The organism is Allorhizocola rhizosphaerae (assembly GCF_003426775.1).
Classification (GTDB): domain Bacteria; phylum Actinomycetota; class Actinomycetes; order Mycobacteriales; family Micromonosporaceae; genus Allorhizocola; species Allorhizocola rhizosphaerae.
Genome location: NZ_QJUG01000013.1, coordinates 23048 through 49256, shown reverse-complemented (window position 1 = coordinate 49256; position 26209 = coordinate 23048). Strand labels below are relative to the sequence as shown.

Genomic DNA, 26209 nt, shown 5'->3' with positions numbered 1-26209 from the left:
ACAACTCCTTCAGATACTCGGGAAGATCCGGCCTGCGGCGACGTCGAGACGGGACAGCACTTCGAGGATCGCGGTTGTGGTGCGGCGTGCCTGCCGCTCGTCGAGCACCAGCGGCGGTGACAGCACGAGCGTCGGCCCGTAATTGCGAGTGATGATGCCATAGGTGTCATAGAGTTCGTCCGCGACGGCCAGCGCCAGGTCGGGAGCGACCGGCTCGCGGGTCTCGCGGTTGGCGACGAGCTCGATCCCTGCGGTCGCGCCCTCCACCCGAACCTCGCCCACCGCGGGCAGCCCGGCCGCGGCCGCCAGGCCGGTGGAGAACCACTCGCCGATCTGCCGTGCCCGGCCCAGCAGGTCCTCCCGCTCGATGATGTCGAGATTGGACAGCGCTACCGCACAGCAGACTGCGTGCCCGAAGTAGGTGTGCCCGTGGAAGAAGCTCGGCCCGGCGTGGGCCACCGTCTCGCCGACTGCCTCGCGCATGAGCACGGCGCCCAACGGGGCATATCCGCTGGTGAGTCCCTTCGCGGTAACGATGATGTCGGCGTCCATGCCGCGCCCGGGAGAGTCGAACCAAGCACCGGTACGCCCGAAAGCGGTGATCACCTCATCGGCGATCAGCAGGATGCCGTGTTGGGAAAGGAGCTCGCGAACGCGCGGCCAGTAATCCGGCGGCGGTGCGATGACTCCGCCGCCACCGAGGATCGGTTCGCCGATCATGGCGGCGATGTTTTCCGCGCCCAGGCGTTCGATGGTGCCGGCCAGCTCCCGCAACAGGAAGGTGGTGACTTCCTCACCACCGTACATTTCAGAGCGGTACGGGTAAGGGGCGGACAGTTTCTCCACGTTCGGCAGGTTGGGCCCCACCCTCTCTTGCATCATCGGGATGCCGGTGACCGTCCCACTGCCATAGCTGGAGCCATGATAGCCGAAGTGACGCGCCAGGATCCAGTTGCGGTCCGGCTGGCCGCGGAGATGGTGATACATCCGAGCCACCTTGATTGCGGTGTCCACGCCCTCCGAGCCGCTGTTGGTGAAGTACACCCTGGTGATGTCGCTGGGGGCCAACGCAACCAACCGCTGCGCGAGCAAGGCCGCCTTGTCGTTGCCATACTCGAAGAAGCCGGTGAAGTGGGCCAGCTCCGTCATCTGGGCGGTGGCCGCGGCGGCGAGCTCGCGCCGCCCGTGACCCACCTGTGCCACCCAGATGCCGCCACCGATGGCGTCCAGGTACTCCCGGCCGCCGGCATCCCAAACGCTACATCCCTCGCCCCGCACCATGATCCGGCGGTCGCGGCGGTCGTGCCGTTGGTGCGGATGAACAATATGCCGCCGGTCCAATTCGGACAGTTTCTCCGCGGAAGTCGCGGACCCGGCGGGCATGGTACCTGCCATCGTCATAGGTGACTCCTCGATGCTCTCTTTGAGCTGAAACGACCTGGTGCCGATACGATGGCACTCCGCGCACGACCAGACACCTTCGTGCATGCGCAACCGGTCAGGTGACCGCGCACGTTCGAGGATGCCTGCCGCGTTCACCCGGCGCGAAAATGCCAGTCATGACATTCCGAGGTGTTGCCTACGACACCGGCACCAACTTCGCCACCGGCCAGGGTGCGCTGTCGCGGGCCAGGTGGAGCAATGACCACATGAACTCCGAGCTGAGCCTGATCAGCGACCAGCTGAACGCCAACTCCGTGACGGTCTACGGCAGCGACCTCGATCGCCTGGCCGCCACCGCCACCGCCGCGGCCGAGCGCGATCTGCACGTATGGTTGCAGCCGCGGCTCGTCGACCGGCCGCAGACGGAGATTCTCGATCACCTTGCCGAGGCGGCCCGGCTGGCCGAGGCACTCCGGACCGGCGGCGCCCGGATCTGCTTGACCGTCGGCGCCGTCCACCTCCTTTTCACGCCCGGCATCATCCCTGGTGACCAGTACCACGAACGGATGGCCAACATCTACGCCGATGCCGACCACCACCTGCTCACGCCGACCGCGAAAGTCGACTTCACGGCGGCCGCACCACGGCTGGACGCCTTCCTGGGGCAAGCCGCGGCCGTTGCCCGCGCCAACTTCCGGGGCAGCCTCAGCTACTCGGCGGCATACTTTGAAGACGTTGACTGGCGGTGGTTCGACTACATCGGCCTGATGTACCAGTACCTGCCCACCTCGAAGACGCGCGAACAGCACCTGGCGGAGGTGGGACGATACCGTCGCTGGGGCAAGCCCATCCTCATCGCCGAGTTCGGGACGGCGACCTACGCCGCTGCGGAGGAACGGGCCTTCTTCTTCTGGGATATCGTCGACCGCTCCCGGCCCGTGCCGACGATCCTGGATGGATACTGCCGGGACGAGAGCGCACAGGCCGCGTACCACCTGAAAATGCTGGACATCTTCGACGAAGCGCGCGTCGCCGGAGTCGCCGTCTCCGAACTCATCCACCCCACCCATCCGCATTCCACCGACCCACGTCTGGACCTGGACACGGCGAGCATGGCGATTGTCAAGACAATCCGGGACGACTTCTCCGATCCCGCCTCGGATTACCGTTGGGAGCCGAAGGAGTCGTTTCATCTCATCGCCGACCACTACGCGCATGCGGGCTTTCAAAGTCGTCACGAGGGTGGGCGAATCAAGTAGGCCTCGAAGCACCTGTCGTCCAGGTCGATGGCGGGCCCGGCCGCGCAACAAACACGACATGGTGTCTCCAGGCGATGCATACCGCGGATACCGTCGACAACAAGGCCAGGTGCTCGGTCTGTGAATTGGCCCGTTGCGGCGCTGGGCAAAGCGGCTAGGCAGGTCACTGCGGCGGGGCGCACGTGCCCGGCGGGAGCTTCGGGCGGCCGATGATGGCGATGGCCTGGCGCATCTGTGTCGGTGTCGCCAGTTGCCGGTACCGTCCGCCGACCACCAGGTCCACAGTATCGGTTGTCCGTGTGATGTCGAAGTCCATCGTTGCCTCGTTGAGTATGTAGGCGTTGAGCAGATGGGCAGCACCAATGGTCCGCGGCCCGTACCTGATGATGGCCACCTCGTCGCGAGGCTGGACTTGTTCGTTTTCGACACGGCCAACGGCGAACTTGCGGTTGCGCAGATCGGCGGCGACCGCTGGTCCGCCGACGTTGTGTTCCCCGCTTGATGATTTGATCGGCTGGCGGCGTCGTTACCGCAGGCAACTCGATGACCAGCGCTGCGGCCAGCGCCGCCCGGCCACGGTGCAACCACGACTTTACCGTGCCCAGCGGCGCGTTCAGATGCTGCGCCACCTCGTCGATCGGCATGTCCGCCAGGTAGTGCAGCACTATCGCTTCGCGATGATTACGTGGCAGCTTGCGCAGCGCGGCTACCACCATCACGTGATCGGGGTTGAGTTCGGCCTCGTGTTCCTCGCGCTGGCGCTCCAGGAATCCGCGCGCGGTGCGCAGCCGCCGCCAGCGTGAGTTCGCCAGGTTGATGGAAACGTGGCGCACCCAGGCCAGCGGGTTGTCATAGCCCGACACATGCGGCCACCGCTGCCACGCCCGTGCGAACGCCTCCTGCGCAACATCCTGAGCCGCGGGCATGTCCGCGGTGAAGGAGTACACCAGCGTCACCGTGTCAGCGAAATGAGCGTGGTAGAAGCTCGTGAAGTCGGCCGTAGTCACGCTCGTTCACACTTCAGGCCAGGCGCCAGGTTGCACCAGTGTGCCCAACCTTGCCGCGCCCTGCGATTGCCGCCGCCTCATCCACGGCCGCGATCGTCCACAACGGACGATTGAAAGCGCGCAAAGACCTCCGCCAGCCCAGCGTGCGGCCTGCTGGATACCGCCAGTGCATTACGATCATGCCACTTGTCTTCAGTTACGGATATCCGGGTGGCCCTGTGGTGCGGCCTTTCGCGGTGGTGCCGAGAAGACGGGACGCCTGCACTCGCAGTGGACGAACGGGCCGGAGCCGCTCCGCGTTACCGCGTTGCTATGGTCGGCGGCAAACGTCGTCCGATTGAGATTGAGTGGGAGCCTCATGGGTCGGGTGGAGGATCATCTCGGCGACCGCCTGCGCGGCCGCGCTATTCCTGACGACCTGCGTCGGCTGGCGGAGTTGGAGCTCGACGGGGTGTTGCGCGGGCAAGGCTCGGTGCCGCCGTTCGCCGAGGTGCACGTGCTTACCCCGGGGCAGCTGCATCCGTTGCTGGACCCGCAATACCAGCAGGGCGAGCAAGACCCCGGTGTGATCGCCAACAACCGCGCCATCGACGAGGTCCTCGGGCACATGGCCGTGGTCGTCGACGGGTTCAACGGTGACCTTTTCGGCTACTGGCTTCACCCCGACGAGCCGGCGACCGACCGACCGGCGATCGTCAGGCTCGACACCGAGGGACAGTTCGCCGTCCTGGAGGGCGAGACGCTGGTCGAGGCCATGATCTTCGACTGGCTTGGATACGACGTAGACCAGGACTACTTCGCGCGGGTCGTGGCGTTCTGCCAACGGCATCAGATCCCATTGACCGCCGGCAGCCGCGACGAGTTGCGCAAACCCGAGATTGTGGTGGATCCTGGCATACTGCACGACCAGCTGTACCGCCGATACCAGCCGTTCACCACCCGCCCGCCGTGGGCCGACACAGTCGGTGCGCAGGCTGCTGCCGACGAGCACATCGCCCTTGTCGGTTTGCGGATCACCGATGCCCCGTTGCGTACGTGGCTTGCGCGGCTCGGTTACCCCGACCCGGCGGCCACCATCGCCACCCTCGACGACGGCCTGGGCGAGGTCCGCCTCAAGCCGGTGGTCGCAAACGCCGACCTCACCCTGTACCAGGACGAGGACCACGACTGGTGGCTGTTTTCGGTCAGATTCCGCCGGCCGACGCCGCAGCACCCGCTGCAAGTGCCGTTGCCGTACGGCTTCTCGCTGTACGACAGCAGGCATGCCGTCCATGACAGATTCGGTGTACCCCATAGCAGCGCGTTGCTGCTCGCCGTGGACTGCTGGCAGTTCGGCCCGATCGTCGCCTACGTCAGGTTCGATAAAGATCAAGGGTTTGTGACCTATATCGAGTTCTGGCCCAGCGACGTGGCGCGCCGGTCCTGACCGCAGCCGTCGCCCCAATCAGCAGATCGCGACCACATGCAGATCGTTCCGCGACCCGGGCTCTCGATCGTGGTGTGGTCGTTGACCGGGAAGTCCGGCGCTGGGCGAGCCTGCCGGGTCGGTCCAGACCAGGGTCGCCCTCAGCGGCTGGGTGCCATCCGTGGTGATGGTGTACGCGCGACGCGTGCCCGCGGTCAGCAGGTCGGTCTCGTTTACCAGGATCGGCAGCCGCCAGCCGTTCGCCTGGGCTTGTGCGTAGAGGTTGCCGACACTGGCGGTGCCCCAGCCTTGGTGGACCCGGGTCAGGTCGTGTGCCGTGCCGCTAAAGGGATACTGGTTCGCCTGATTGATCTCAGCGCCTTGGCGGTCGCGGCATGCGGCCGGGAGTCGAACACATCACGGCCAAGGCCCGGGGAGCCGGCGAAGACACCGTCGGCCCACATCTGGAACAGCAGACCGAAGTTGCCGCATGTGATCGGGGTGGCTCCACTCGTACCGCCGAAGGTCGAGGTGTACGAGGTGGCGCTTGCGGACGATGTGGTGTTGATCTGGTCGTAGCAGTGGGACAGATCCGGCTTGAGGCGCCCGTCGGCGGCCGGGCCGATCAAGGCGCCACTGCTCCACGCGTCATCGGTGCGCGCCAGGGTGTTGCGGTGGTACTGCCCACTGACGCTGACGACGTTCTTCGCCCACGCCTGCGGGCGGGAGTTGCGTGTGCCGGCGTTGCTCTGCGACTGGCAGATCAGCAGGTCGTGGTCGAACACGATCCGGTCCATGTCCGCCGAGACCGTGGTGTATGCCGTGGTCGGCGCGCTGCCCCAGCTGCTGCTCTGGAAGACGGCGCGGAAGTTGAGGCTCGGGTTGACCAGCTGGGCGGTGTGCGCGTACCGGTCGGTGACGGTGCTGTACATGGCTCCAGGTGCGCCCTATGGGTCGGTCCACGTATACCGAGGACGCGCATGTACTGCGAGCTCTGCGCGGTAGCGAAGTTGATGGTCCGGCTGAGCTGCGTGTTGCCGCGGACCGAACCGCCGGCGGGCGTGACCCACGTACCGCCGCTCAGCACCTGAATGCCGAACTCCCGGATGGGACAACTCTCGCTGGTGTAGACGACGACGCGGCGGAACGTCTTGGCAGCGCCGAAGTTGAGCATGACCATTCGGGGTTGTTCGGCGGGTACGTGCCGAGGTTGTTGGCCCAACTGTATGACGGTCCGAGGCGGGTGTCCCGGACTCCGTCGTTGACGCGGGCCGGGGAGTAACCCGAGAACGTCGAAGACGCGGTGGGCGTCGCTGACCGCGCCAGGTTGTCGTTCGGGTTGGCATCGACGACCGGCGGTTCCATGCCGACGAAGGCCGGCGCCGCATGCGCACCTACCACGGCGGCGTCCAGGGTGCAGGTGTCCAGCCACGCCGCCGGGACCCCGGTCTGAACGATGAGGGCCAATACTCGCTCTGGCCCGCTGACCTGGAAGTGCCCGCGGGCTGGCGGCCGGACGGCACGACCGGCAGCCGGGACGAATGCTCCGCTCACGTGGACGAGGTGTGGACCGACATGTGACCACACAGCCTCCGCGAGCACATGGATCACAGCGACTGATCCTTCGCGGCTGGTGGGTGCATCGCGAACAGCCCACCGAACGGGATCGCTTCACCATTGCCGCCGATCTCATATGAGTCTTGTTTGAGTATCGCCGCCGGCCGCCCGTCCCAATGCCCCGGCAGCCCGTGCCGGGCCGCCACCTTGCGTCGCCGGGCCGAGTTTCGCTCGGCTCACGCGATATCGTGGTCACCACAAGGCCTTGCCCTGCTTGGGTTGCGCTGGAGTCGCAACCCAAGCAGGGCAAGGCCCTTCTACTTTGGAGCGCTAGAAACAATCACCGACGCCTGCTAAAGGGCTAATCCGGCTCAGCACGGAAAGACGTTGCGCGGGCCAGCTCGGCCAGATCGTTGAAGAACTCGTCCGCCGGCATGGCCTTACCCTCCTTGCCGATCGACGATGGTTCCAGTGGCACCAGCAGATCCTCCTCCGCGGAGTGCAGCCACAACGCCATCTGATACACAGCGGGGATGCGCAACAGCCGCAGCTCGAAGCCGGCTGCTTCAAGCTTGGGCAGTTTCCGGACGATTTTCATGGCCTTGTCGGTGGCGGCCACGAAAGGCCCCTCGGTGAACTGGGACACCTCCTGGGTCCCGTCCGGCCCGGCCGAGGTCTCGGCGCTGGCGATCGGTTGCCCGGCTTCCTCGATGAGGTAACGCCAGCCCGCCGGCCGCGCCCGGTCAACACCGCCGCCGGCGAGGACGTCGTCGAGTCCCATCGTGAAGACCTGGTGCGGGGTGGAGACATCGAGCTGTTCTTTCCGGGCGCCGTGCAGCGCCTTGCCGGTGAATTTGCCCTCCTCGGCGAACTTGCGGAGCTTCGACCGGACATCGTCGGGCGCGCCGTTGGGTGGTTCGGGAAGGTGCAGTGGCATCCTAAGCTCCTTGGGCTTGGCGCGCGGTCGTGTAGCTGCGGGACCAGACCCCGCGGCTGGCGGTGTAATTGTCCCGGAAAACATTGAACGTCACGTCCACGAATCCGTCCCAGGGATCGTGAATCCTGAGCCACTCGGTGCCGCCGGACTCCCAGCGTCCGCGGATGACGACGATGTGTCCTCCGCCGCGCTCCCAATGCGTGTCGACCCCGATCGGTTGCGACTTCGCCAACTCGGCAGCGACCTCCACGGGTGTCAGGGCTCGGAATAGCTCCTCGCGCAGGTGGTTCATCCGCCGCAGCGACCCGGTCGGCCAGTTCCCGTTGTTGCATGGGGCCACCCCGCCCGCGTCGCCGCAGCAATTGTTCAAGCCGAACTGGTCGTTGACGAGGGTGCACTGGGTCCACGCGGAGGCCGGGTTGTAGAACTTCTCGATGTTGATGGAACTCGCGGCCCAGCACCACATGTTCCGCTGCTGGATCTCGGCGTTGGCGAAGTTGAGGCTCTGATCGGCCATGTGGAGCTTGAACTTCTCGTCGCTGCCGCCATTGGCGTTGAACTGACAGTTGACCAGCCCGCCGCCCTGAGCCGTGTAACTGGTCACCCCGGTGCCGACCATACGCAGGAACACGTTGGGAAAGGCGGCGGACTCGACCGAGTACGAACCGTCGGCCTGGGGCCGGAGTCTGAACTTCTCGTAGATGCCGCCGTTGGCGTTGAACTGGCAGTTGGCTGTGCCGCCGCCGTTGGTGGTTTGGGAGGTCACCCCGCTGCCGTCCACGCGCAGGAACACGTTCGGAAAGGCGATCGACTCGATCGAGAATGTACCGTCGGCCTGGGAGCGAAGCTTGAACTTCTCCTTGTCGGCGGGGCGGAAGTTACAGTTGACCTTTCCGCCGCCGCTACTGGTTTGACTGTTCACCCCGGTGCCGTCCATGCGCAGGAACACTTCCGGGTATGCCGTCGACTCGAACGTGATGGGCGTGTCCCCGAGGTTCCTGAGGTCCGCCTCTGACAAGGGCATAATGGTTCCCTTTCCGTCTTGAGGGGTTACTCTGGCGCAGGCCAGAGTTCCGTTCCGCTGGCACGGCGAAGGACAGCGACACGGGTGGTGGAGGTAGGGTTTCACCGAACGTGCTTGGCTCCTCACGGCCGGTAATTAGTATCAATCAATTTATCGATTCCTGCAAGGCGTTGTGGCGATGTCATTTTCCATATCTTGAATGTTGACCATTTGACGAATCTTGTCGACGGCGGGCACGCTACACATGACCGTCCTTTCCGGAGCGCGTCCGCTTCCTGACCACCGCGGCGCGCCACCTCGAGCTCCGGCGGCGGGACGCGAAGCCTGACACTTGCCTTCCGCGAGCCAACTTAGCTCTATGATCACCGCGACCCGGCACCGACGAGACGATCTCCTGGGCTTGGAACATCACCGGCCGCGCATCCGGCATCAGCGATCCGATAGGGTGCAAAGACACGGGCGGAATTCCTTGCCACAGAACAAAGGCCTAGACAACCTCTTCTATAGCGGGGATCCCGCCTTCCTGTCCAATATGGACATGCTTCGTGGTCGCCATCCCCGTCAGTCATCCACGAGGATCGGGGCAACAGCTCACTGACACCCTTTACCACCAGGCTCTGAGGCGGATGGGCAATGGTTTGCGACTTCAGTCCCAGGCCGCGCCGAGCCGGGTCAGCTGGTCGCGGTATTCAATCCTCTTGCTCCACTCCACGGGCCAGATATCCATCCCATACGCCGCGCCATGGAAAGCGCCGGCCAGACAGGCGATCGAGTCAGAGTCACCGTTGGTGGCGCAGGCGCGCCCTAGCGCGGCCACCGAGTCATCGGGATGTCGCAGCGCGGCATGCAGCGCCGACGCCAGCGCCTCTTCGGCGATCCACCCCTCGCCCGTCTTCGCGCAGACGTCCCCGCCGTCATCCTTTGCAGACAGTGCTACCTTCACGTTTTCCAGTGCTGCTCGGCATTCGTCCCACCCGTCCGGCGAGCTGAAGCCATCCAATCGCATAACGTCGCGCTGCGAGCGACACCGCTCAATCAATAGCGTCGGCAGCTCGTGGAGAGCGGCGCCGTTTATCAGAAACCGCACCGCGAACGCCGTCAGCTCCGCCGCGGCCAGCGCCGTCGGATGCCCATGGGTGATCGCCGCCTGCAGCTGCGCGATATAGGCCACGGTGTCGTCGTCATAGGACTTCACCAGCCCCACAGGCGTCACCCGCATGTTCGCCCCACAGCCCTTCGAGCTGCGGATGCTCGCCTGCTGCCACGGCAGCCCGTAGTCAAGCTTCAAACATGCCCGCATACAAGTGTTTCCCGGAGCTCTGTTGTTATCCGGCGACTTCATCCACGTGATGAAGTTAGCGGTGAGATTCTGCACCAGATCGCCGTCCTTGAGCAGCGCCCAACCCACCGCCAAAGCCATCTGCGTATCGTCGGTCACCAGTGCTTTCTTCGGCAGCTCGGTCGGACCACCGGGCCCGAAAGCGGCCACAATAGCCGGATACTTCTTGAATTCGACCGGCTTGCCAAGGGCATCACCATAAGCAAGACCGAACATAGAACCAGTCGCACGCACGTCCACCAGAGTGCCATGCCGCTGGCAACCCTTCCGCCCGGACCCAATGGCCGCATGTCGACATAGGCCACATCATCCAGCCGCTTCGCCTACGTCGGCGACAAGGGCGCGCTGCGGCTGGCACGCCACGCCGCCGACCGGGGGAGAAACCCATGCCCGTCCGCAAACTGACCCGGCTAGGCACGAACCCCGCCGACGAGTGCAAACGTCACGTTCAGCGGACGAGGAAATCGTCCACCGCGGATGAGGTCTGCTGGAACTGCTCGATCTGCGGCAGGTGCCCGCTGTCCTCAATCACCACCACCTTGCTGTCGGCGATCGCGGCGAACTCGTCGGCGTAGCTCACCGGCACGAAGGCGTCCTGCCTTCCCCACACCACCAGGGTGCGGGCCGTGATGCGATGCAGCCGCCCACGCAGTCCGCGGTCGGGAATCGGCCAGAAGAACTTGCCCGCGCAGCCCAACGACCACACCATCTGCGAGGTCGCCGTCACGGCCGCCTCCGGATCCTCGGGCATGGCCAGCGCGGCGGCGGCAACCTCTGGATTGTGGAACAGCAGCCCCGGCAACCGATCTGCGGAAGCAGCCAGCAGGTTGGCCACGGGCGCGTCGTCACGCCACAGACCCAGCGGGGCCAGCAGCACCAGACGGCTGGGCAGAGTCGGGAAGTGCGCGGCCAGCTCGGCAGCGAGCATGCCACCGAAAGACTGCCCGATCACCACCGGCTGGTTGAGCCCTAGGTGGCGCACCAGCTCCTCGTATATCAGCACCAGGTCACACAGGTGGTCGACGGTGTGGATGGCATACGGGTTGCCGGGCGTGGTCCCCGGAAACTGTGGCGCATATACGGTGTACCGCTCGCTCAGGTGCTGCAGGAACGGATCCCAAGCCAGGCCGGCGGCCTGGTGTAGGTAGAGCAGTGGCTGGCCCGCGCCCGCGACGCTGACGGTGATGGGCAGTTTGCCACCCCAGGTCTCGACGATTTCTGTCTTTACCATCAGGCCGACACCTTCTCTCCCAGATTCCGGCGGAGCGTGCCGCCAAGCCGCTCCGGCCACCAGTGATGCTCGAAGCCACTGCCCTGCCACAGATTGCGCAGCCGCGGAGCCACCTCGTCGGCGAACAGCTTGATATTGCGCATCGCCAGCTCGCGCGGCATCGAGCCGAATCCGAGCAGGGCATGCAGATTCCCGATGCGGTGCTGCCGGCACAGGTCGGTGAGCTGGTCGGCCACGGTCTCGGGGCTTCCGATGATGACGGTCCCGCTGTCGATGAGGTCGCGAAGCGACGCTTGGCGCATCTGCCAATAAATGCCGAAGTCCGACGGATCCCGCAGCAGCGCCTGGACTCCGCGGATGTCGATCCCACCGGGCAGGGCCAGCATCTGCGGCGGGATGGCGCCCAGCCCGGTGTGGAAGGCGTACTCCACATGCTCTGCGTACTCGCGTTCGGCCCGCTCGTCGGTCTCAGCCACGGCGATGTGCTGCAGGAAGCCGACCTGGTATGGGTTGTGTTCGAGGCCGGCCTCATCGGCCAGCTCCCAGAAACGCGGAAAGATGCGTTGCGCGGTCAGCTTGCTGCCGGCGAAGCCGAAGAAGGTGAAACCAAAGCCCCGCTTGAGGATCAGCTGCATCGTGGCCGGGTTGCCCACGCCGGTCAGCCAGACCGGCGGCGGCTGCTGCAACGGCCGGGGCCAGATGTTCACCTGTGGATATTGGCTGTATCTGCCGTTGAAGGCGAACGGCTTGGGATCCTGCCAGCTGCGCAGGACCAGATCCAGGTTCTCGTTGAACCGGCCGCGCACGTCGATCGGCGGGATGCCGTTATTGAGGCTGGCGTCGTAGCTGAGCCCGACCGGGAAGCCGGCCACCAGCCGGCCACCGCTGATGACGTCGAGCATCGAGTACTCCTCCGCGACCCGCACGGGTTCGCGCGTCTTTCCCAGCGACCGTCCCATCGGGAAGATCGCCACGTCAAGCTCTTCCTGCTCGGTCTGGTAGGCCAGGATCCCGGCCACCACATTGGGGTTGGGCATCAGGTCGTAGCTGCTTTGGGCGTGTTCGGTCACCGCGATGCCGTCGAACCCGCTGCGTGCACCGAACATCAGCTCGTCGAGGAAGTTGCGCATCGACGAGTACATGCCGTCGTGCGTGACAAGCGAGTAGGGGGTATCGCACACGGAGTCGTGGTGCTCGGCGAAGTCCGGTGGCAGGTAGCGGTAGGCGGCCTGCTCAAACAAGGTGATTTTCATGAGACGGTCCCGTCACAGCTGGACGACGAAGACGACGGATTCTCCGTTGATGCTTTTGGTCGCGTGCCCCTTGCCGGACGTGTCCTCCACGAGAACCGTCTCACCGGGACGGAACCGGCGGACCTCGCCATCGCTGACGCGCACCTCGAGCTCCCCGTTGACGAGCGTCATCTGCTGCCGCCGCGGGGCCGGGTGCAGGTCGCCGAAGTATCCGCTGGGCAGCAGCAGAAAGACGGCCTGTTTGGCCTCGACGGGCGACGACAGGTACATCGGCGGCGCCGGTGGCGCGAAGTTGGCTTCCTGAAGTTCCAGCGTCTCGTCAAGAAAATGCGACTCGCCGACGGCGTCGGTGTAGAGCCGAGTTACGTTGATCTTACGGGCTTCGGCTGCCATTGTTCTCCCTCAATCACGCGAGTTCACTGATGGACATGGGAACAGCGGTGAACCTCCCGGACGGTTCACCGCGCTCCTCGAAGCGGAGAGGGCAGGATTCGAACCTGCGTGAGCCAGAGGCTCCCCCGGGCAGAACCCGGATTCCGATAGGCCGCTACGGAGACCTCTCCGTGGTTGTTTCAGTGGTTGTTCTGCCTGGCGTATTGAACTCTGCCAGAGGGCGCTGACGATTGACTTGCCCGTCGCTGACCGGCGGATCCGCACCACGCGTCAGTGCAGGGTCAGGGCAACATCACATGCGGGAGCTACTACTTAACTATGCAATCCACTGTGAGCATTGTGCGGCTGAGGTCGTTGCCCCTGTCCGAACGGCGCGAAGCATTGGAGTCGATGATCATCGCTGTACTGAAATCGTCGCTCCTGATGGGCGAGGATGAACAGCTGTCCACCTCGGAAAGTTTCTTCGACATGGGGCTCACCTCGCTGCAGCTCACGGAGGCGAAGGAACATCTCGAAGCGGAGCTGGCTTGTCAGATCAGCGCCACGGTGGTGTTCAACAATCCCACCATCGACAGCATGACGCATTACCTGGCCGACGAGGTGCTCCCCGACCTGTTCATCGAGTCTGCTCACGGCGACACGTCCGGCGAGCCGCCGGAACACCGCGCCCTGTGGGACGACGTGATGAGGGATGTGTGCGGAAAATGACCGGCGACGGTATCGCGATCATCGGCGCGGGCCTGCGCTTCCCCGGCGGGAGCACAACCTTGGACGGCCTGGACGCCTTCCTGAGTGCCGGTTCCTCGGGCATCGGCCCCCTGCCCCATGACCGCTGGGAGGTCGACGCGTTCGACGGCATCACCACCACGGCCGGCGGCTTCCTGGACCGCATCGACGAGTTCGACGCGCCGTTTTTCAACATCGCGCCGAAACAGGCCGTCTATGTGGATCCCCAGCAGCGCCTGTTGCTGGAGACGGCGTGGGAGGCGCTGGAGAGCGCCAACCTTGACCCGACCGCGACCCGGCACAGCAACAGCGGTGTCTACATTGGAGCGACACCGTTCGACTTCGCGCTCGAGCTGGAGGCCGTGCCCTACGCCGAGCTCGACGGGCAACTGGCCACCGGCATGGGCGCCTACGCCCTGTCCGGCAGGTTGTCCTACTTCCTCGGCTGGCGCGGGCCCAGCCTTACCACCGACACCGCATGCGCATCCTCGCTGACCGCGCTGCACCTTGCGGTGCAAGGACTGCGCCACGGCGAGTGCGATCTGGCGTTGTGCGGCGGAGTGAACGCGCTACACCATCCGCGGATCTTCACGATCCTTTCGGCCGGTCAGGTCCTCGCCCCTGACGGCCGGTGCAAGGCGTTCGATGACGCCGCGGATGGTTACGCGCGCGCCGAGGGCTGCGGGGTCGTCGTGCTCAAGCGGCTCCCCGACGCGCAGCGCGACGGGGATAGGGTGCTGGCGGTTATCCGGGGCACGGCGATCGGGCAGGACGGTGAGAGCGCCGGGCTGACCGCGCCCAATGGCGCCGCGCAGGAGGCCATCATGCGGGCGGCGCTGACCGATGCCGGGGTGAGTCCGGCCGAGGTGTCCTATGTCGAGGCACACGGAACCGGTACCCCCCTCGGAGATCCCATCGAACTGGGCTCCATCAACGGGGTATTCGCCACCCCCGGCCGCCGCCCGATCGTGGTCGGCTCGCTCAAATCCAACATTGGCCACATGGAACCGGCCGCCGGAATCGGTGGCCTGATAAAGACTGTGCTCCAGCTCGATCGTCGCACCATCTATCCGCATCGCTACGAAACCCTTTCCAAGCGCATCCCATGGGATGCCTACCCGATCGCGATTCCGAGCACCTGCGAGCCGTGGCAAAGCGACGGCGAGCCGAGGCGGGCGACGGTCAACAGCTTCGGGCTCGCTGGGGCGATCGGGGTGGCCGTGCTGGAAGAGGCGCCGCCGTCCGTCAACGGCCACGAAAAGTCTCCCGCAGGAGGCGATCATGTGTTCACGCTCTCGGCCAAGAGTCAGGCAGCCTTGGCGCTGCAAGTCAACCGGTATAAGGAGTTCCTGGCCGAGCACCCCGGCGTCGGCATCGCCGATCTGTGCTACACCCGCAATGTCGGCCGCGCCCACTTCCCTCACCGGCTGGCGACCGTGGCGCACGACACCGGCTCCCTGGGTGCGTGGCTGCAACGGCAGCCGGCGCCGGATTCCGGCGTCGCCTATCGCAAGGTGGCGCTGCTGTTCACCGGTTCCGGCGCGCAGCATCCCGGCATGGGCCGGGAGCTCTACGAGCAGTTCCCGCTTTTCCGCCGGATGGTCGACGAGTGCGACACGCTGCTACGCCCGCACCTGGGGCGGTCGGTTCGGGATCTCATGTTCGATCCGCGGCCGATGGAGATCCTCAATACCACCCTGCACACCCACTCCGCCCTGTTCACCTTCGAGTATTCGTTGGCCAAACTGTGGATGTCGTTCGGCGTCCGGCCCAATGTCCTGATTGGACACAGCGTCGGCGAGATCATCGCGGCGGCCGTCGCCGGCCTGTTCAGCCTCGAAGACGGGATCGACTTTCTGGTCACCAGGGCCAAGCTGATCGAGTCGATCGCCGTGCCCGGCGGGATGTTCGCCGTCAAGGCGCCCGCCGCACAGATCGCGCCGTTGCTCTCCGGGTGGCCCGACCTGTCCATCGCCGCGATCAACTCGCCCCGGCAGACTGTGGTGTCCGGTGCGAAGGAACCGTTGGACAAGTTCGCCGCCGAACTGAGCTCCGACGGCCTGAGCGTGACCGCGCTGCAGGTCTCCACCGGATTCCACTCCCCGCTCATGGCCGGGATCACCGAGCGGCTCGCCGAGGCGCTGCGGCGGATCCGGTTCAAGGAACCCTCCCTGACCCTGATCTCCAACCTCACCGGTGCCGTGGCGATGCCGCGTGACCTGGCCACCGCCGAGTACTGGGTCAAGCACCTGTGTGAGCCGGTCGACTTCGCCGCGGGTATCCAGACCATCTCCGGCCGGGGCAAGCACCTCATGCTGGAGGTGGGGCCGTCCTCCGCGCTCACCGCGCTGGCCCGCCAGAGCGCACCGGAGGAAGGCCACCGCTGGGTCGGCGGCGGCGGCGACGTGCACCGGGCGGTGGCTCAGGTCTACACCGCCGGGCTCAACATTTCGTGGCCGCGTTACCACGAGGGACGCGCCGGGCGTCGCATCGCCCTGCCGGGATACGTCTTCGACCACAAGCGTTACTGGCTGCCGATCCACGGTCCCCGGCACGGGCTGGGCGCGGCGTCGCCGCAGTCACCCCTGGGCGTGCGGGCCGCGCACGCCGACGGCGTCACGGAGTTCCGCTCCCAGCTCAGCAGTGCCTCCTTCGGGTACCTAAAAGATCACCGAATGCGCGGGCGCGCCTTTGTCCCGGCCGCGTTCTACCTGGAGATGTTCCTTGAGGTCAGCGACGCCATCCATGGGGAAACGAGCCGCCCGATCGAGGACGTCTGCTTCACCGAGGCGCTGTACGTGGGCGAGGAACCCGTCGACGTGCGGACCCGGGCGATCGAACGTCCGGATGGGACGGTCTGGGTCGAGATCGTGAGTCGGTACGGCGACGTCGAGCGGCTGCACGCCACCGCGACGATCAGCGCCTATCCCGGGCTCACGCTCAGCGATCGCGGCACCGACCTGCGCTACCGTGTCAATCATCCGGGAACGGCCGAGGACACGCTCACACCCGAGCAGGTGTATGCCGCCTACGCGCAGATGGGGCTGGACTACGGTCCCGGGCTGCGACGGGTGCGCACGATGAGCCGCCACACCGGCGAGTTGGCCCTCAGCGAGCTCGATGTTCCCGACGCGACCAGCCCGCAGCACATGTCACCGCCCATATTGGACAGTGCCACTCACGGCATGGCCGCGCTGGCGGCGGGCCAGAACCTGATGGGCGTGGGCATCGGCTCGGCCCGAATCTTCCGTAAGCCGCGGGCGCACACACTGCGGGCCGCGATGGCGGTGGCCGAACCCGGTTCCGCCGATTTCGCCGTCGACGTCCTGCTGTTGCAGGACGATGAGGTGGTCGCGGAGATCATCGGGTTGAGCTTCACCCGGCTGAGCACGCCACAGGCCCGGCCGGCCGCGCGGGACAGCAGGCCGAAGCCCACGCCGAAGAAGCTCGCACCGCACGAGGCCATCCGCTCGGCGGTGGCGCAACTGCTGCAATTGGACGATCCCACCGCGATCGGCCCCGGGACCACGTTCCTGGAACTGGGCCTGGACTCGCTGGGCGCCGACGAACTTCGGGCCACCCTGGAACAGGAGTTCGGGGTCAAGCTTGAGGCGACGGCGGCCTTCGACCATCCCACCCTGGAGTCGCTGGCCGACCACGTGGACTCGCGGCGGGAGGCGACCTCATGAGCGAGACGATCTGGGCCCGCTCGGCCCTGCACGCCAAGCAGCGCCCGGACGCGGTCGTGATCACGTGCGAGGGGCGGCAGGTGACCTATGCCCGGTTCCATCTGGCGACCAACCAGACCGCCCATGCGCTGCTCGCAACGGGTGTGGATACGGGCTCCCGCGTCGGCTACCTCGGCCGCGAATCCGAACACTATTACGACCTCGCCGTCGCCTGCGCCAAGGCCGGGGCCGTCCTGGTCCCGGTGAACTGGCGGCTGACCCCGGCCGAGGTCGACCACGTCCTGCGCGACTCGGGTGCCGAAATCCTGTTCGTCGAACGGGACTTCGTGAAGGTGGCGGATCGGGTCCGCGGGGACCTGTCGGCCCTGCGCACCGTGGTGCAGATGGACGGTTTCACCGCCTGGAAAAGCGATCAGCCCGAGGCCGACCTCGACCCGGGGACCGGCCCGGAGGACCCGGTGGCGCAGATGTACACCAGCGGCACGACCGGCCTGCCCAAAGGCGTCGTCCTGCCGCACCGCACGTTCTTCACCTTCATCGCCAACATGCGCCGACAGGGGTTGGACTGGATCGACTGGCTTCCCAGCGATCGCAGCCTGAGCTGCTTTCCCGGCCTGCACGCCGGGGGTTACGCCTGGTTCATGCACTGCTTCAACGTCGGGGCCACCAACGTCGTCACCCGCATGTTCATCGCCGAGCAAGCCGTCGAGCTCATCGAGCGCGAGCGGGTGAGCCTGATCTGGGCCGCGCCCGCCATGCTGCAGATGATGCTGGCCGAGCCCGCCGCGTCGCGGCACAAGTTCCGCTCGCTGCGCAAGATAGTTTACGGCGGCTCTCCGATCGATCCCGATCTTCTTGGCCGGTGCATCGAAAGCTTCCCCTGCGAGCTGGTGCAGGCCTACGCCTCGGCGGAGACCGGCAGCTTCGTCACGTGCCTGACCGGGGCCGAGCACGCGCCGGGCAACCCCAAGCTCGCTTCGGCCGGCCGGGTCTGCCCCGGCAACGAGGTGCGCATCGTTGACGAGGACGGCCGCGCGCTGCCGCCGGGCCAGGTGGGCCGGATCATGCTGCGCAGCCCGGCCGCGTTCCTCGGCTACTGGCAAAAACCCGAGGCCACCGCGGAGATGATGTCCGACGGTTGGTTACGCATGGGTGATGCGGGCTTTCTCGATTCCGACGGGTACCTGTTCCTGCGTGACCGGATCAACGACACGATCATCGTGGCGGGGCAGAACATCTACCCGGTCGAGATCGAAAACGCCCTGCGGGAGCACCCAGCCGTGGCGGATGTGGCGGTCTTCGGGGTCCCCGATCCGCGCTGGGGCGAGGCCGTGCGGGCCGCCCTCGTGCTGCGCCCCGGCCAGCGGGTGACCCCTCGTGAGCTCGCGGTGTTCCTGCGCGGCCGGCTCGCCGACTTCAAGATCCCGACGGGGTACTCCTTTGTGGACAGGTTGCCGCGCAACCCGACCGGCAAGGTGCTGCGCCGGGTCTTGCGCGAGGAAACGGCGCCCGCGACCCCATGACCACGGGTCAGTGGCTGCGCCCGCCGGAGGTCGATCCCGAGGCGACGGTACGGCTGTTCCTGTTTCACTACGCCGGTGGCGGCATCGGCATGTACAGCCGCTGGCCCACCTTGCTTCCCAGCAGCATCGCATGCCAGCGGGTGCATCTCCCCGGGCGCCACGAGCGCCATCGTGAGCCGTTGCTGACCTCGCTCGAGCCGTTGCTGGAGCAGCTGGTGGAGATCTTCGAGTCCGAGCCGGACGAGCGACCCTATGTCCTGTTTGGACATTCCATGGGTGCCCTTCTGGCCTACCGGCTCGGCGTCGCCCTCCGCGCGGCCGGGCTCGCCGGGCCATCCCTGGTCGCCGCCGCCGCGTGGTCGCCAACGGGCCTTCCTATCGCCAGTGACAGTGCCCGCGCCGCAGTCACGGCGGAGCTTGCCTTCACCGACGCGCTGCAGGCCGATATCGCGGTGGTCACCGGCTACCGCGACGACGGTGCCAAACTGGATTGCCCCGTCGTGGCCTACGCCGGCAGCGATGATCCGCTGGTGCCGGCCGGCGCGATGCGTGCCTGGGCCGAACGCACACCGGCCTACCTCGGCTGCCGCGAGTTCCCCGGCGGGCACTTCTTCATCCGCGAACAGGGCGAAGCCGTGGCCGCCGATCTGGTCCAGGTGATCCAGCAGAGGATGCCTTGAGTAAGCGTCACGTCAGCGATCAGCCAGGGCCACTTGCGACACTTCAAACATGATGTCTCCCAACGCCTTTGCCGAGCGCTATGTCGCACTGTGGAACGAGACCGACCCACAGGCCCGCCGCCGCAAGGTGGACGAACTCTACTCCCCCGACGCCGTATACATCTTCTACCGGCGCGACCCGTTCCGCGGACGCGAAGCAATCGCCGAACAGGTCACCTACACCGCCGATCTGTACCACCCGATGGGATACGTGTTCAGGCCCGCCTACACCGCCATCGGCCACCACAACCTGGTCCGCTTCAACTGGGCCATGGTCCACCGCGACACCGGCGACCTGCAGATGGCCGGGCAGAACGTGGTGGCGCTCGACGAAAACGGGCTCATCGTCGAGGATTACCAATTCCATGACCGCATCCCCACCGCGTTCAGGTACAACGACGGTTTCGACGAGACTGGCAAGGTCACCCGTAAGGCCAGTCCCATCCCCGTGGCGGCCGGGCAGTAAGCCGCGCACTAGCGTCGTTGCGTTGCCACCTTGTCGTAGTCGAACCGCATCAACAGCGGATCATGGTTGAGGATGGCCCTCTCATACTCGCGTAACACCGGGGAGGGCTCAATCCCCAACTGGGCGTTGAAGCGCTCGCGAAGGTCGCGGTAGACGTTGAGGGCATCGGCTTGTCGCCCCACCCGGTAGAGGGCCACCATCAGCAGGCTGCAGAACTGTTCCTGCATGCCGTTGTTCGCCACCAGCTCCGCCAACTCGGGGAGGATCTTCGCATGTGCACCGCTCTTGAGCTCCAGGTCATACAGCATCTCCAGCGCCGCCTGCCGTGCCTCCTCGTATTTGGCCGCGGCTGTCTGGCACAGCAGGCCGCCGGACAGGCCGCCGAAGACCGGCCCCCGCCACAGCGCCAGAGCGCTTCTCAGGTCAGCGATGTCACGTGCGAGGTCCGCCCCACCGCGTGCGCGGATGAGCTCAATGGTGTGCACAAAGGCCACCGCGTCGATCTCACTCCAATGCGCCGCGAACCGGTATCCTGCCGCGGCACTGATGAGCCTGCACTCATGGCGATCCGGCTCGATCCTGATCAGGGTCCGGCGCAACCTGCTGATCTGGGCCTGCAACGCGTTCTCCATTTTGGCGGGAGGCGTGGTGCCCCATAGCTCCTCTGCCAGCAGGTCGGCCGACACGAGTTTGCTCTCCGCCGATAAAAGGGCAGCCAGGAGTGTCTGCCGCATCGGCCGCAGCGGGCGGATGACGTGACCAACGCCTCGAATCTCGATCGTACCGAGCAAAGAAAAGGTGAGCACAGGCCGATTTTCCGCGCCACGCCCGGTTTTAAACAAAATTCAAATGCCAGTTTTCAATTCATGTTCACTTCATGGCGGCCCGGATGGCCTCGACCGCCCGATCGACATCGACGGCGGTCGTTTGCCATGACGTGACCGAGATCCGCATGGCGGCTTGCCCGTTCCAGGTCGTGCCGCCGAACCAGCATTCCCCGCCTTGCTGCAAGCGGTCGATCACCTGCCGGGTCAAGACGTCGCTGTCGCCGAAGCGCACCATGACCTGATTGAGGACCACCTTGTTAAGCACCTGCACACCGTCGATCTTGCGCAGTCGGTTGGCGAACCGGCGGGCAAGCTCGCAGCATCCGTCGACCTGTTCGGCGATACCGTTGCGGCCCAACGTGCGAAGCGTGGCCCACACGGGCAGGCTGCGCGCTCGCCGCGAAAAGTCGGTCACCCACTCGATCGGATCACGCTTGTCGGCGACCGCCGACGGAAGGTAGCCGGCGCGCTGGTTGAGCATCGCCCCGGCATGCGCCTCCGGGCGAGCCACGAAGACCAGACCGCAGTCGTAGGGCACATTGAGCCACTTGTGCGCGTCGCTGGCCCATGAGTCTGCTTGATCGAGGCCGGCGACCAGCGGCCGGAGCTTGGGACTGGCCGCGGCCCACAGGCCGAACGCACCGTCCACATGAACCCATGCGTCCTTGGCATGTGCCGCCTCACAGATCTCAGCGATCGGGTCGATCGCTCCCGTGTTGACCTCGCCCACCTGTGCGCAGACGATCACGGGACCGCTGCATTTGGACAGTATCTCGCGCAGCAGTCCCGGCCGCATCCGGCCGTGGCGGTCGGCCTGCACCACCTTGAGCCGGCCGGTGCCGAAACCCAGATAGCGCAGGGACAAGTCAATGGTCAGGTGACGGTGCTCGCCCACGACGAGGGTGACCTCAGGTGCACCTTGCAGCCCATCGGTCTCCACGTCCCAGCCGGTCTTGGCCAGCACATGGTGCCGGGCCGCCGCCAGCGCGGTCACGTGGGCCATGGCGCAGCCGGTGGGGAACCCCACCGACGTGCCCGACGGCAGCCCGAACAGGTCCACCAGCCACTCGGCCGCGATCTGTTCGGCCACCGCCACGGCTGGGCCAAGCTCGAACACGCCGCTGTTCTGATCCCAGGCGCTGACCAGCCAGTCAGCCGCGATCGACACCGGGCGGGTGCCGCCGACCACGAAGCCGAAATAGCGTGGTCCGGAACTGGCCACCAGTCCCCCGGCGGCGTCCACCCGCTCAAGTACATCCAGCGTGTCGGAGTCGGTGGAACCGTTATGCGGCAACGGCCCACCCAGCAGCGCGCGTAGCTCGGAGGCGGAGGCTGTGGCACCCACGCGGCGTTCCCCCAGTCCAGCCAGATAGGACATCGCTTGTCGCGACGCTAGCTCCAGAGCATCCATACCCATGTCCACATACCTCCCGACATGAATCTACGTCCGTCCTGCTGATCGTCCGCTGACGCATTCATGAACGTGCCATCAGGCCAGGATCGTGCCTCAGGCCAGGATGGTGCCGTCAGGCCAGGATCAGGGCGCGGTAAGCCGAAATTGCCATACTGCCTGGAGTGTCAACGCCGGTAGGAGAGTCCATATGGCTTCCAACGCAAAGCAATTGCGCTCCTTGAAGGACGCCCGTAAGACGTGCGAGAAGTATCATCCGGGCTTGATCAGGGCGCTCAAGAAGTTGTCGCTGGCCGACCGCGAAAGCGCGGACAGCCAGGTGGTGGAGATCTACCGCAGGCATGGCGGGCCGGGTCTGCTTGTGCCGCAGGAGTATGCCGGGCCGCAAGCCAGCGCCGCCGACGCGGTGAAGGTGCAGCGCGCGGTGGGCTCGCTCTCACCGTCGCTGGCGGTCGCCTCCGTGATGCATCACTTCACCGTCGCCATGTTGTTCAGCCTCGCCGCATCGGCCGACCGGCTCACCCCGGAACAGCTCAAGCTCATGTCCGCAATCGCCACCGACGGTCTGCTGCTCGCCTCCGGCTGGGCCGAAGGTCGCACCGACCAGAACATCCTGCTGCCCACGGTGGTGGCGGAGAAAAGCGATGACGGCTATATCGTCAACGGCTCGAAGAAGCCGTGCAGCCTGTCGGCGTCGATGGACGTGCTCACCGCGAGCGTCGCGATCACCGATGATGGCGGCCGTCCCAGCCTGGCGTTGCTGTTGATCCCGGCCGGCTCGCCCGGCATCTCCACCAAGCCGTTCTGGACCAACCCGGTGTTGGGTGCGGCACAGAGCCACGAGGTCACCCTCACCAATGTCAAGGTCCCCACGGAACTCGTGATCAGCAGCACCCCGGAGGACCTGCACCGCCTCGACGACCTGCAAACCGCGGGCTTCACCTGGTTTGAGTTGCTCACCACGGCCGCCTATATCGGCACCGCCTCGGCCCTGGTGGAAATGGTGCTGCACAACGATCGGGGGACCCCGGCAAGCCGGGCGGCGCTGGGCGTGCGGCTGGAGGCGGCGGTGAATCTGGTCGACGGCACAGCCAAGGCTATCGATGACGGCCTCAGCGGCGACGAATCCGTCGCCGCGGTGCTGACCGCCCGCTATGCCACCCAGGACCTGCTGGCGAGCTTGATGGACGACACCGTGGAGATGCTCGGCGGTCTTGCCTTCATGCGGTCGTTCGATATCTCCTATCTCAGCTCCGCGGTGCGCGCACTGGCCTTCCATCCCCCGTCGCGGGTGAGCGTGGCCGAGCAGTTGGCCGAGTACTACGAGGGGCACCCGCTCCGTCTGACCTGATCCGCAGGCACCGCGAAAGGAGTTGTCCCATGGATCAGAAAAACCCGTTCGAGACACCGACGACCTTCCGGCTACACCGAGCCGAGTACCTCGTCGGTTTCGTGGCCTCGATCGTGCTCATCGTCCTGCACTTCGGCGAGATTCGATGGATACCCTTTATCCTGCTATTCCTGTATATCGATCTGATCGGCTACATTCCCGGAGCGATCGCGTTCCGGCGCAGCAAGGACGGCCGGATCTCCAAGGCGTACTACGTGCTGTACAACACGATGCACAGCCTGATCACCCAGGCGGCCGTGGTGGGTTTGTGGATGCTGCTGATCGGCCCGGAATGGGCGCTGCTGGCCATCCCGTTCCACGTCTTCGGTGACCGCGGGCTCTTCGGCAATTTCCTCAAGCCGTTCGGCCTGCCCTTCGAACCCATGCCCAACCCGATTTACGAGCAGTTGATGCGCGCCATGCGGGCAGGCTCGCAATCGCAGGCGCGGGTACCGGCGCCGACGTCACCCGCTGCGATGCCCGAAACGGCCAAGCTTGGAGCGAACCGGTGACCACCGCCTCGCTGGCATCAAACCATGATCTGGCCCGAGAGGCGTTGCGCCGCATCGCTTCCGGCGTCACCGTGCTGACCGTCAATCACGACGGGTTGCGCCACGGCACGACGGTGAGCGCGATCGTGCCCGTGTCGCGTGACCCGTTGGTGCTGGGCGCCTGCTTGCGCAGCCCCTCCGGGTTCACGCGGATGGCCAAGGCCGCCAAGCGTTTCTGCGTCAACGTCCTCGCAGAGGAGCAGGGGTGGCTGGCCAGCCGGTTCGCCGACCCGCAGCGGCGGCCGGGCGATGCCCAGTTCCAGGCCGTCGCGTGGCGGGCGTGCACATTGACCGGTGCGCCCCTGTTGGAAGGGTGCCTGGCCCACATGACCTGCGAGGTGCTCGACGATCACCACATTGGCGATCATGATCTGCTCGTGGCTCAAGCCGTCTCCGGTGCCCACTATGACGGCACGCCACTGATCAGCTTCGCCGGTTCGGTCATCCGCCAACCCCCTAAGGAAGGACCACCATGACCAATGTCGTCGCCGCCGAGGCCGACTGGGACGCTGCCCCATCCCTTTTGGACGGTGCGGCCAACGTCGAACTGACCGTCGAACGATGCGACCTGGCCTACTGGTTCACCGAGGTGGCGCAGGGGACCCTGCGGGGGCGTCCCTTGGGGCATTCCGGCACAGTCCAGACGCCGGAGTACATGCGCACCCCGGGCCCGCTGCGCGAAGCGCTCACCCTCGAACTGATCTACCGGTCACTGGATGAAGAGGCGGCTACCCGTGTGCTGGCCGATTATGTCGCCACCGCGCCCGGCATCCCGGAGCTTGAATTCTTCAGCACCCAACTGCTGGACGAGGCCCGCCATCACATGATCTTCCGCAATCACCTGATCGACCTCGGCCATCCCAAGGATGGGCTGATCGAATGGATTCGCGCGGTGGGCGCCGAGTACACCAGCAAAATCCTCAACCCCATCCGCGAATTCGCGACCCAGGTCACCCGGCACGAAGAAGACTTCGTAGGCGGGGTGGTGGCCTTCGCGATCATCATCGAGGGGGTGCTGGCCGCCTCCACCGAGCTCAGCGAGCTCAAGTGGAGAGTGCTCGACCCGGTGGCCGGCGAGATCGCCCGGGGGGCGGCCATTGACGAGATCCGCCACCTCGCCGTCGGCAGCTCCGTGGTCCGCCAGCATCTCATTGACCACCCCGAATCCCGTGAACACGTGCTGGAGATCCTGCGACGGGGACGCAAGCTGTGGGAGCAGCTGGAGGACAAGGAGTTCGTGATGCATCGCGAACGCCTCTACCAGGAAGGCATCCAGGACCATCGGGAACTTCTACGCGACTACGAGCTGTTCCCCGGCACCCGTCTGATCGAAACCACACCGGAGCAGCGCTGGGACATCGCGGCACGCTGGAACGAAGAGCTCGCCGACGCGCGCCTGGCGTACATGGGCATCCCGGAGGCGATCGATCTGCTGCGGGCCCAAGCCCCACGCATCCTTTAGCACGGCGGGCAGGTCCGGGCTGCCCGCCGGACGTACCCTGGCCGCACTGCTGGAGCAGAACCAGCGTGCCGGCGGATCGATCGCGATCCCCGCCGAGCTCGCGCCGTACGCCGCTTTTGATCGCCTCGAATCACCGCAAGTCTGAATGTTTCATCGACCGAGCGCTGGATATAGGCACCAGTGCACGCTTTATCCACAATTACGGCTGCCTAAGGAGGACCAGATGGGCGTCCGCATCGGTAACGTGGGCATCGACACGAATGACATGGAGAAGGCATCCGCGTTCTGGCAGAAGGTGACCGGGTACCAGGTCTCCTCCTCCGACGACACCTCGACCTACCTTGAGGACCCGAACAAGGGCGGCCCGGGGATCTCGCTGCTCCTCGTGCCCGAGCCGAAGAAGGGCAAGAACCGCTTGCACCTGGACCTGTATGCCAGCGACATGAACGGCGAGGTGAAGCGGATCAAGAAGCTCGGCGCCACCGAGGTGAACAGCTTCGCCGACGGGAACAGCGGCTGGGTGGTGCTCGCCGACACCGACGGCAACCAGTTCTGCGTCGTGGCGGAGTAACCACACCGCGAGCTGGAGCGTTGTTGCCGTATGACGAAGGCGGCTGAGGGTATGCCGGGTCCGGATCCTTGAGGACGGACCTGGCT

At 65.8% G+C, this 26209-nt stretch carries 24 protein-coding genes, 1 tRNA gene and 1 pseudogene; 13 read left to right on the top strand and 13 right to left on the bottom strand.

What is annotated here, in order from left to right; all coding sequences use genetic code 11:
* Positions 1-9: 9 nt before the first annotated feature.
* Positions 10-1401: an aminotransferase family protein gene (locus DM816_RS04295; protein ID WP_117208736.1), complete on the bottom strand. Its 1392-nt coding sequence runs from the start codon at positions 1399-1401 to the stop codon at positions 10-12.
* Between the two features lie 158 nt (positions 1402-1559).
* Between DM816_RS04295 and DM816_RS04290 the strand changes: the two genes are divergently transcribed.
* Complete coding sequence (locus DM816_RS04290) at positions 1560-2642, top strand: glycoside hydrolase family 113 protein (RefSeq protein ID WP_246001538.1); 1083 nt, start codon at positions 1560-1562, stop codon at positions 2640-2642.
* Between the two features lie 163 nt (positions 2643-2805).
* On the opposite strand, the gene DM816_RS44205 is transcribed toward DM816_RS04290, so the two are convergent.
* Together DM816_RS44205 and DM816_RS44200 are read right to left on the bottom strand one after the other, a co-directional pair.
* Complete coding sequence (locus tag DM816_RS44205; RefSeq protein ID WP_246001540.1) at positions 2806-3036, bottom strand: hypothetical protein; 231 nt, start codon at positions 3034-3036, stop codon at positions 2806-2808.
* A gap of 217 nt (positions 3037-3253) precedes the next feature.
* A pseudogene (locus DM816_RS44200) lies at positions 3254-3589 on the bottom strand (sigma-70 family RNA polymerase sigma factor); the annotation flags it as partial.
* 418 nt (positions 3590-4007) lie between these two features.
* On the opposite strand from DM816_RS44200, the gene DM816_RS04280 reads away from it, so the two are divergent.
* Complete coding sequence (locus DM816_RS04280; RefSeq protein WP_117208733.1) at positions 4008-5075, top strand: hypothetical protein; 1068 nt, start codon at positions 4008-4010, stop codon at positions 5073-5075.
* Positions 5076-5377: 302 nt separating this feature from the next.
* Here DM816_RS04280 and DM816_RS04275 read toward each other — a convergent pair whose 3' ends face one another.
* Positions 5378-5986 carry a S8 family serine peptidase gene (locus DM816_RS04275; RefSeq protein ID WP_246001536.1) on the bottom strand — a complete coding sequence of 203 codons (609 nt, stop codon included), beginning with the start codon at positions 5984-5986 and terminating at the stop codon, positions 5378-5380.
* Positions 5987-6503: 517 nt separating this feature from the next.
* Between DM816_RS04275 and DM816_RS04270 the strand changes: the two genes are divergently transcribed.
* Positions 6504-6635 carry an MbtH family protein gene (locus tag DM816_RS04270; protein WP_246001539.1) on the top strand — a complete coding sequence of 44 codons (132 nt, stop codon included), beginning with the start codon at positions 6504-6506 and terminating at the stop codon, positions 6633-6635.
* Positions 6636-6972: 337 nt separating this feature from the next.
* Here the strand turns inward: DM816_RS04270 and DM816_RS04265 are convergent, their stop codons facing one another.
* From DM816_RS04265 to DM816_RS42180, 7 genes are all read right to left on the bottom strand, one after another.
* Positions 6973-7548 (bottom strand): hypothetical protein, encoded by a 576-nt coding sequence (locus DM816_RS04265; RefSeq protein ID WP_117208731.1) that lies wholly within the window; start codon positions 7546-7548, stop codon positions 6973-6975.
* Position 7549: 1 nt separating this feature from the next.
* Entirely contained in the window at positions 7550-8566 is a 1017-nt protein-coding gene (locus DM816_RS42185) for a papain-like cysteine protease family protein (RefSeq protein ID WP_211588539.1), read from the bottom strand.
* Between the two features lie 652 nt (positions 8567-9218).
* On the bottom strand, positions 9219-10127 hold the full coding sequence (locus DM816_RS04255) for an ADP-ribosylglycohydrolase family protein (protein ID WP_117208730.1): 909 nt from the start codon (positions 10125-10127) through the stop codon (positions 9219-9221).
* Between the two features lie 232 nt (positions 10128-10359).
* Positions 10360-11142: an alpha/beta fold hydrolase gene (locus DM816_RS04250; RefSeq protein ID WP_117208729.1), complete on the bottom strand. Its 783-nt coding sequence runs from the start codon at positions 11140-11142 to the stop codon at positions 10360-10362.
* Entirely contained in the window at positions 11142-12395 is a 1254-nt protein-coding gene (locus tag DM816_RS04245) for an LLM class flavin-dependent oxidoreductase (protein WP_117208728.1), read from the bottom strand. The genes DM816_RS04250 and DM816_RS04245 overlap by 1 nt, the downstream gene beginning before the upstream one ends.
* 12 nt (positions 12396-12407) lie before the next feature.
* Positions 12408-12788, bottom strand: coding sequence for a cupin domain-containing protein (locus DM816_RS04240; protein WP_117208727.1), 381 nt, complete (start codon positions 12786-12788; stop codon positions 12408-12410).
* 83 nt (positions 12789-12871) lie between these two features.
* Positions 12872-12958: transfer RNA gene (locus DM816_RS42180), tRNA-Arg, on the bottom strand.
* A 160-nt stretch (positions 12959-13118) separates the two neighbouring features.
* Here DM816_RS42180 and DM816_RS04235 point away from each other — a divergent pair.
* Genes DM816_RS04235 through DM816_RS04215 form a run of 5 tightly spaced genes read left to right on the top strand, consistent with a single transcriptional unit; the run spans position 13119 to position 19911 of the window.
* Positions 13119-13496, top strand: coding sequence for an acyl carrier protein (locus tag DM816_RS04235; RefSeq protein ID WP_246001534.1), 378 nt, complete (start codon positions 13119-13121; stop codon positions 13494-13496).
* A complete protein-coding gene (locus DM816_RS04230) occupies positions 13493-17203 on the top strand; it encodes a type I polyketide synthase (protein ID WP_117208725.1) in 3711 nt (1236 codons plus the stop codon). Before DM816_RS04235 ends, DM816_RS04230 begins: the two co-directional genes overlap by 4 nt.
* A complete protein-coding gene (locus tag DM816_RS04225) occupies positions 17200-18726 on the top strand; it encodes a long-chain-fatty-acid--CoA ligase (protein ID WP_117208724.1) in 1527 nt (508 codons plus the stop codon). The genes DM816_RS04230 and DM816_RS04225 overlap by 4 nt, the downstream gene beginning before the upstream one ends.
* The gene (locus DM816_RS04220; RefSeq protein ID WP_117208723.1) at positions 18723-19406 is read left to right on the top strand and encodes a thioesterase II family protein; all 684 of its coding nucleotides are present in this window, start codon (positions 18723-18725) and stop codon (positions 19404-19406) included. Before DM816_RS04225 ends, DM816_RS04220 begins: the two co-directional genes overlap by 4 nt.
* A 49-nt stretch (positions 19407-19455) precedes the next feature.
* A complete protein-coding gene (locus DM816_RS04215; RefSeq protein WP_117208722.1) occupies positions 19456-19911 on the top strand; it encodes a nuclear transport factor 2 family protein in 456 nt (151 codons plus the stop codon).
* Positions 19912-19919: 8 nt separating this feature from the next.
* Here DM816_RS04215 and DM816_RS04210 read toward each other — a convergent pair whose 3' ends face one another.
* Positions 19920-20717: an AfsR/SARP family transcriptional regulator gene (locus DM816_RS04210; RefSeq protein WP_117208721.1), complete on the bottom strand. Its 798-nt coding sequence runs from the start codon at positions 20715-20717 to the stop codon at positions 19920-19922.
* Positions 20718-20781: 64 nt separating this feature from the next.
* Positions 20782-22155 carry a pyridoxal phosphate-dependent decarboxylase family protein gene (locus DM816_RS04205; protein ID WP_117208720.1) on the bottom strand — a complete coding sequence of 458 codons (1374 nt, stop codon included), beginning with the start codon at positions 22153-22155 and terminating at the stop codon, positions 20782-20784.
* A 205-nt stretch (positions 22156-22360) separates the two neighbouring features.
* Here DM816_RS04205 and DM816_RS04200 point away from each other — a divergent pair, with 205 nt between their 5' ends.
* The 5 genes from DM816_RS04200 to DM816_RS04180 all read left to right on the top strand — a co-directional run bounded on the left by DM816_RS04200 (position 22361) and on the right by DM816_RS04180 (position 26123).
* Complete coding sequence (locus DM816_RS04200; protein ID WP_117208748.1) at positions 22361-23500, top strand: acyl-CoA dehydrogenase family protein; 1140 nt, start codon at positions 22361-22363, stop codon at positions 23498-23500.
* A 29-nt stretch (positions 23501-23529) separates the two neighbouring features.
* The gene (locus tag DM816_RS04195) at positions 23530-24051 is read left to right on the top strand and encodes a hypothetical protein (RefSeq protein ID WP_117208719.1); all 522 of its coding nucleotides are present in this window, start codon (positions 23530-23532) and stop codon (positions 24049-24051) included.
* Positions 24048-24566 (top strand): flavin reductase family protein, encoded by a 519-nt coding sequence (locus DM816_RS04190; RefSeq protein WP_162907108.1) that lies wholly within the window; start codon positions 24048-24050, stop codon positions 24564-24566. Before DM816_RS04195 ends, DM816_RS04190 begins: the two co-directional genes overlap by 4 nt.
* On the top strand, positions 24563-25552 hold the full coding sequence (locus DM816_RS04185) for a VlmB-like protein (RefSeq protein ID WP_117208717.1): 990 nt from the start codon (positions 24563-24565) through the stop codon (positions 25550-25552). Before DM816_RS04190 ends, DM816_RS04185 begins: the two co-directional genes overlap by 4 nt.
* Before the next feature lie 223 nt (positions 25553-25775).
* Complete coding sequence (locus DM816_RS04180; RefSeq protein WP_117208716.1) at positions 25776-26123, top strand: VOC family protein; 348 nt, start codon at positions 25776-25778, stop codon at positions 26121-26123.
* The last annotated feature ends 86 nt before the right edge of the window (positions 26124-26209 follow it).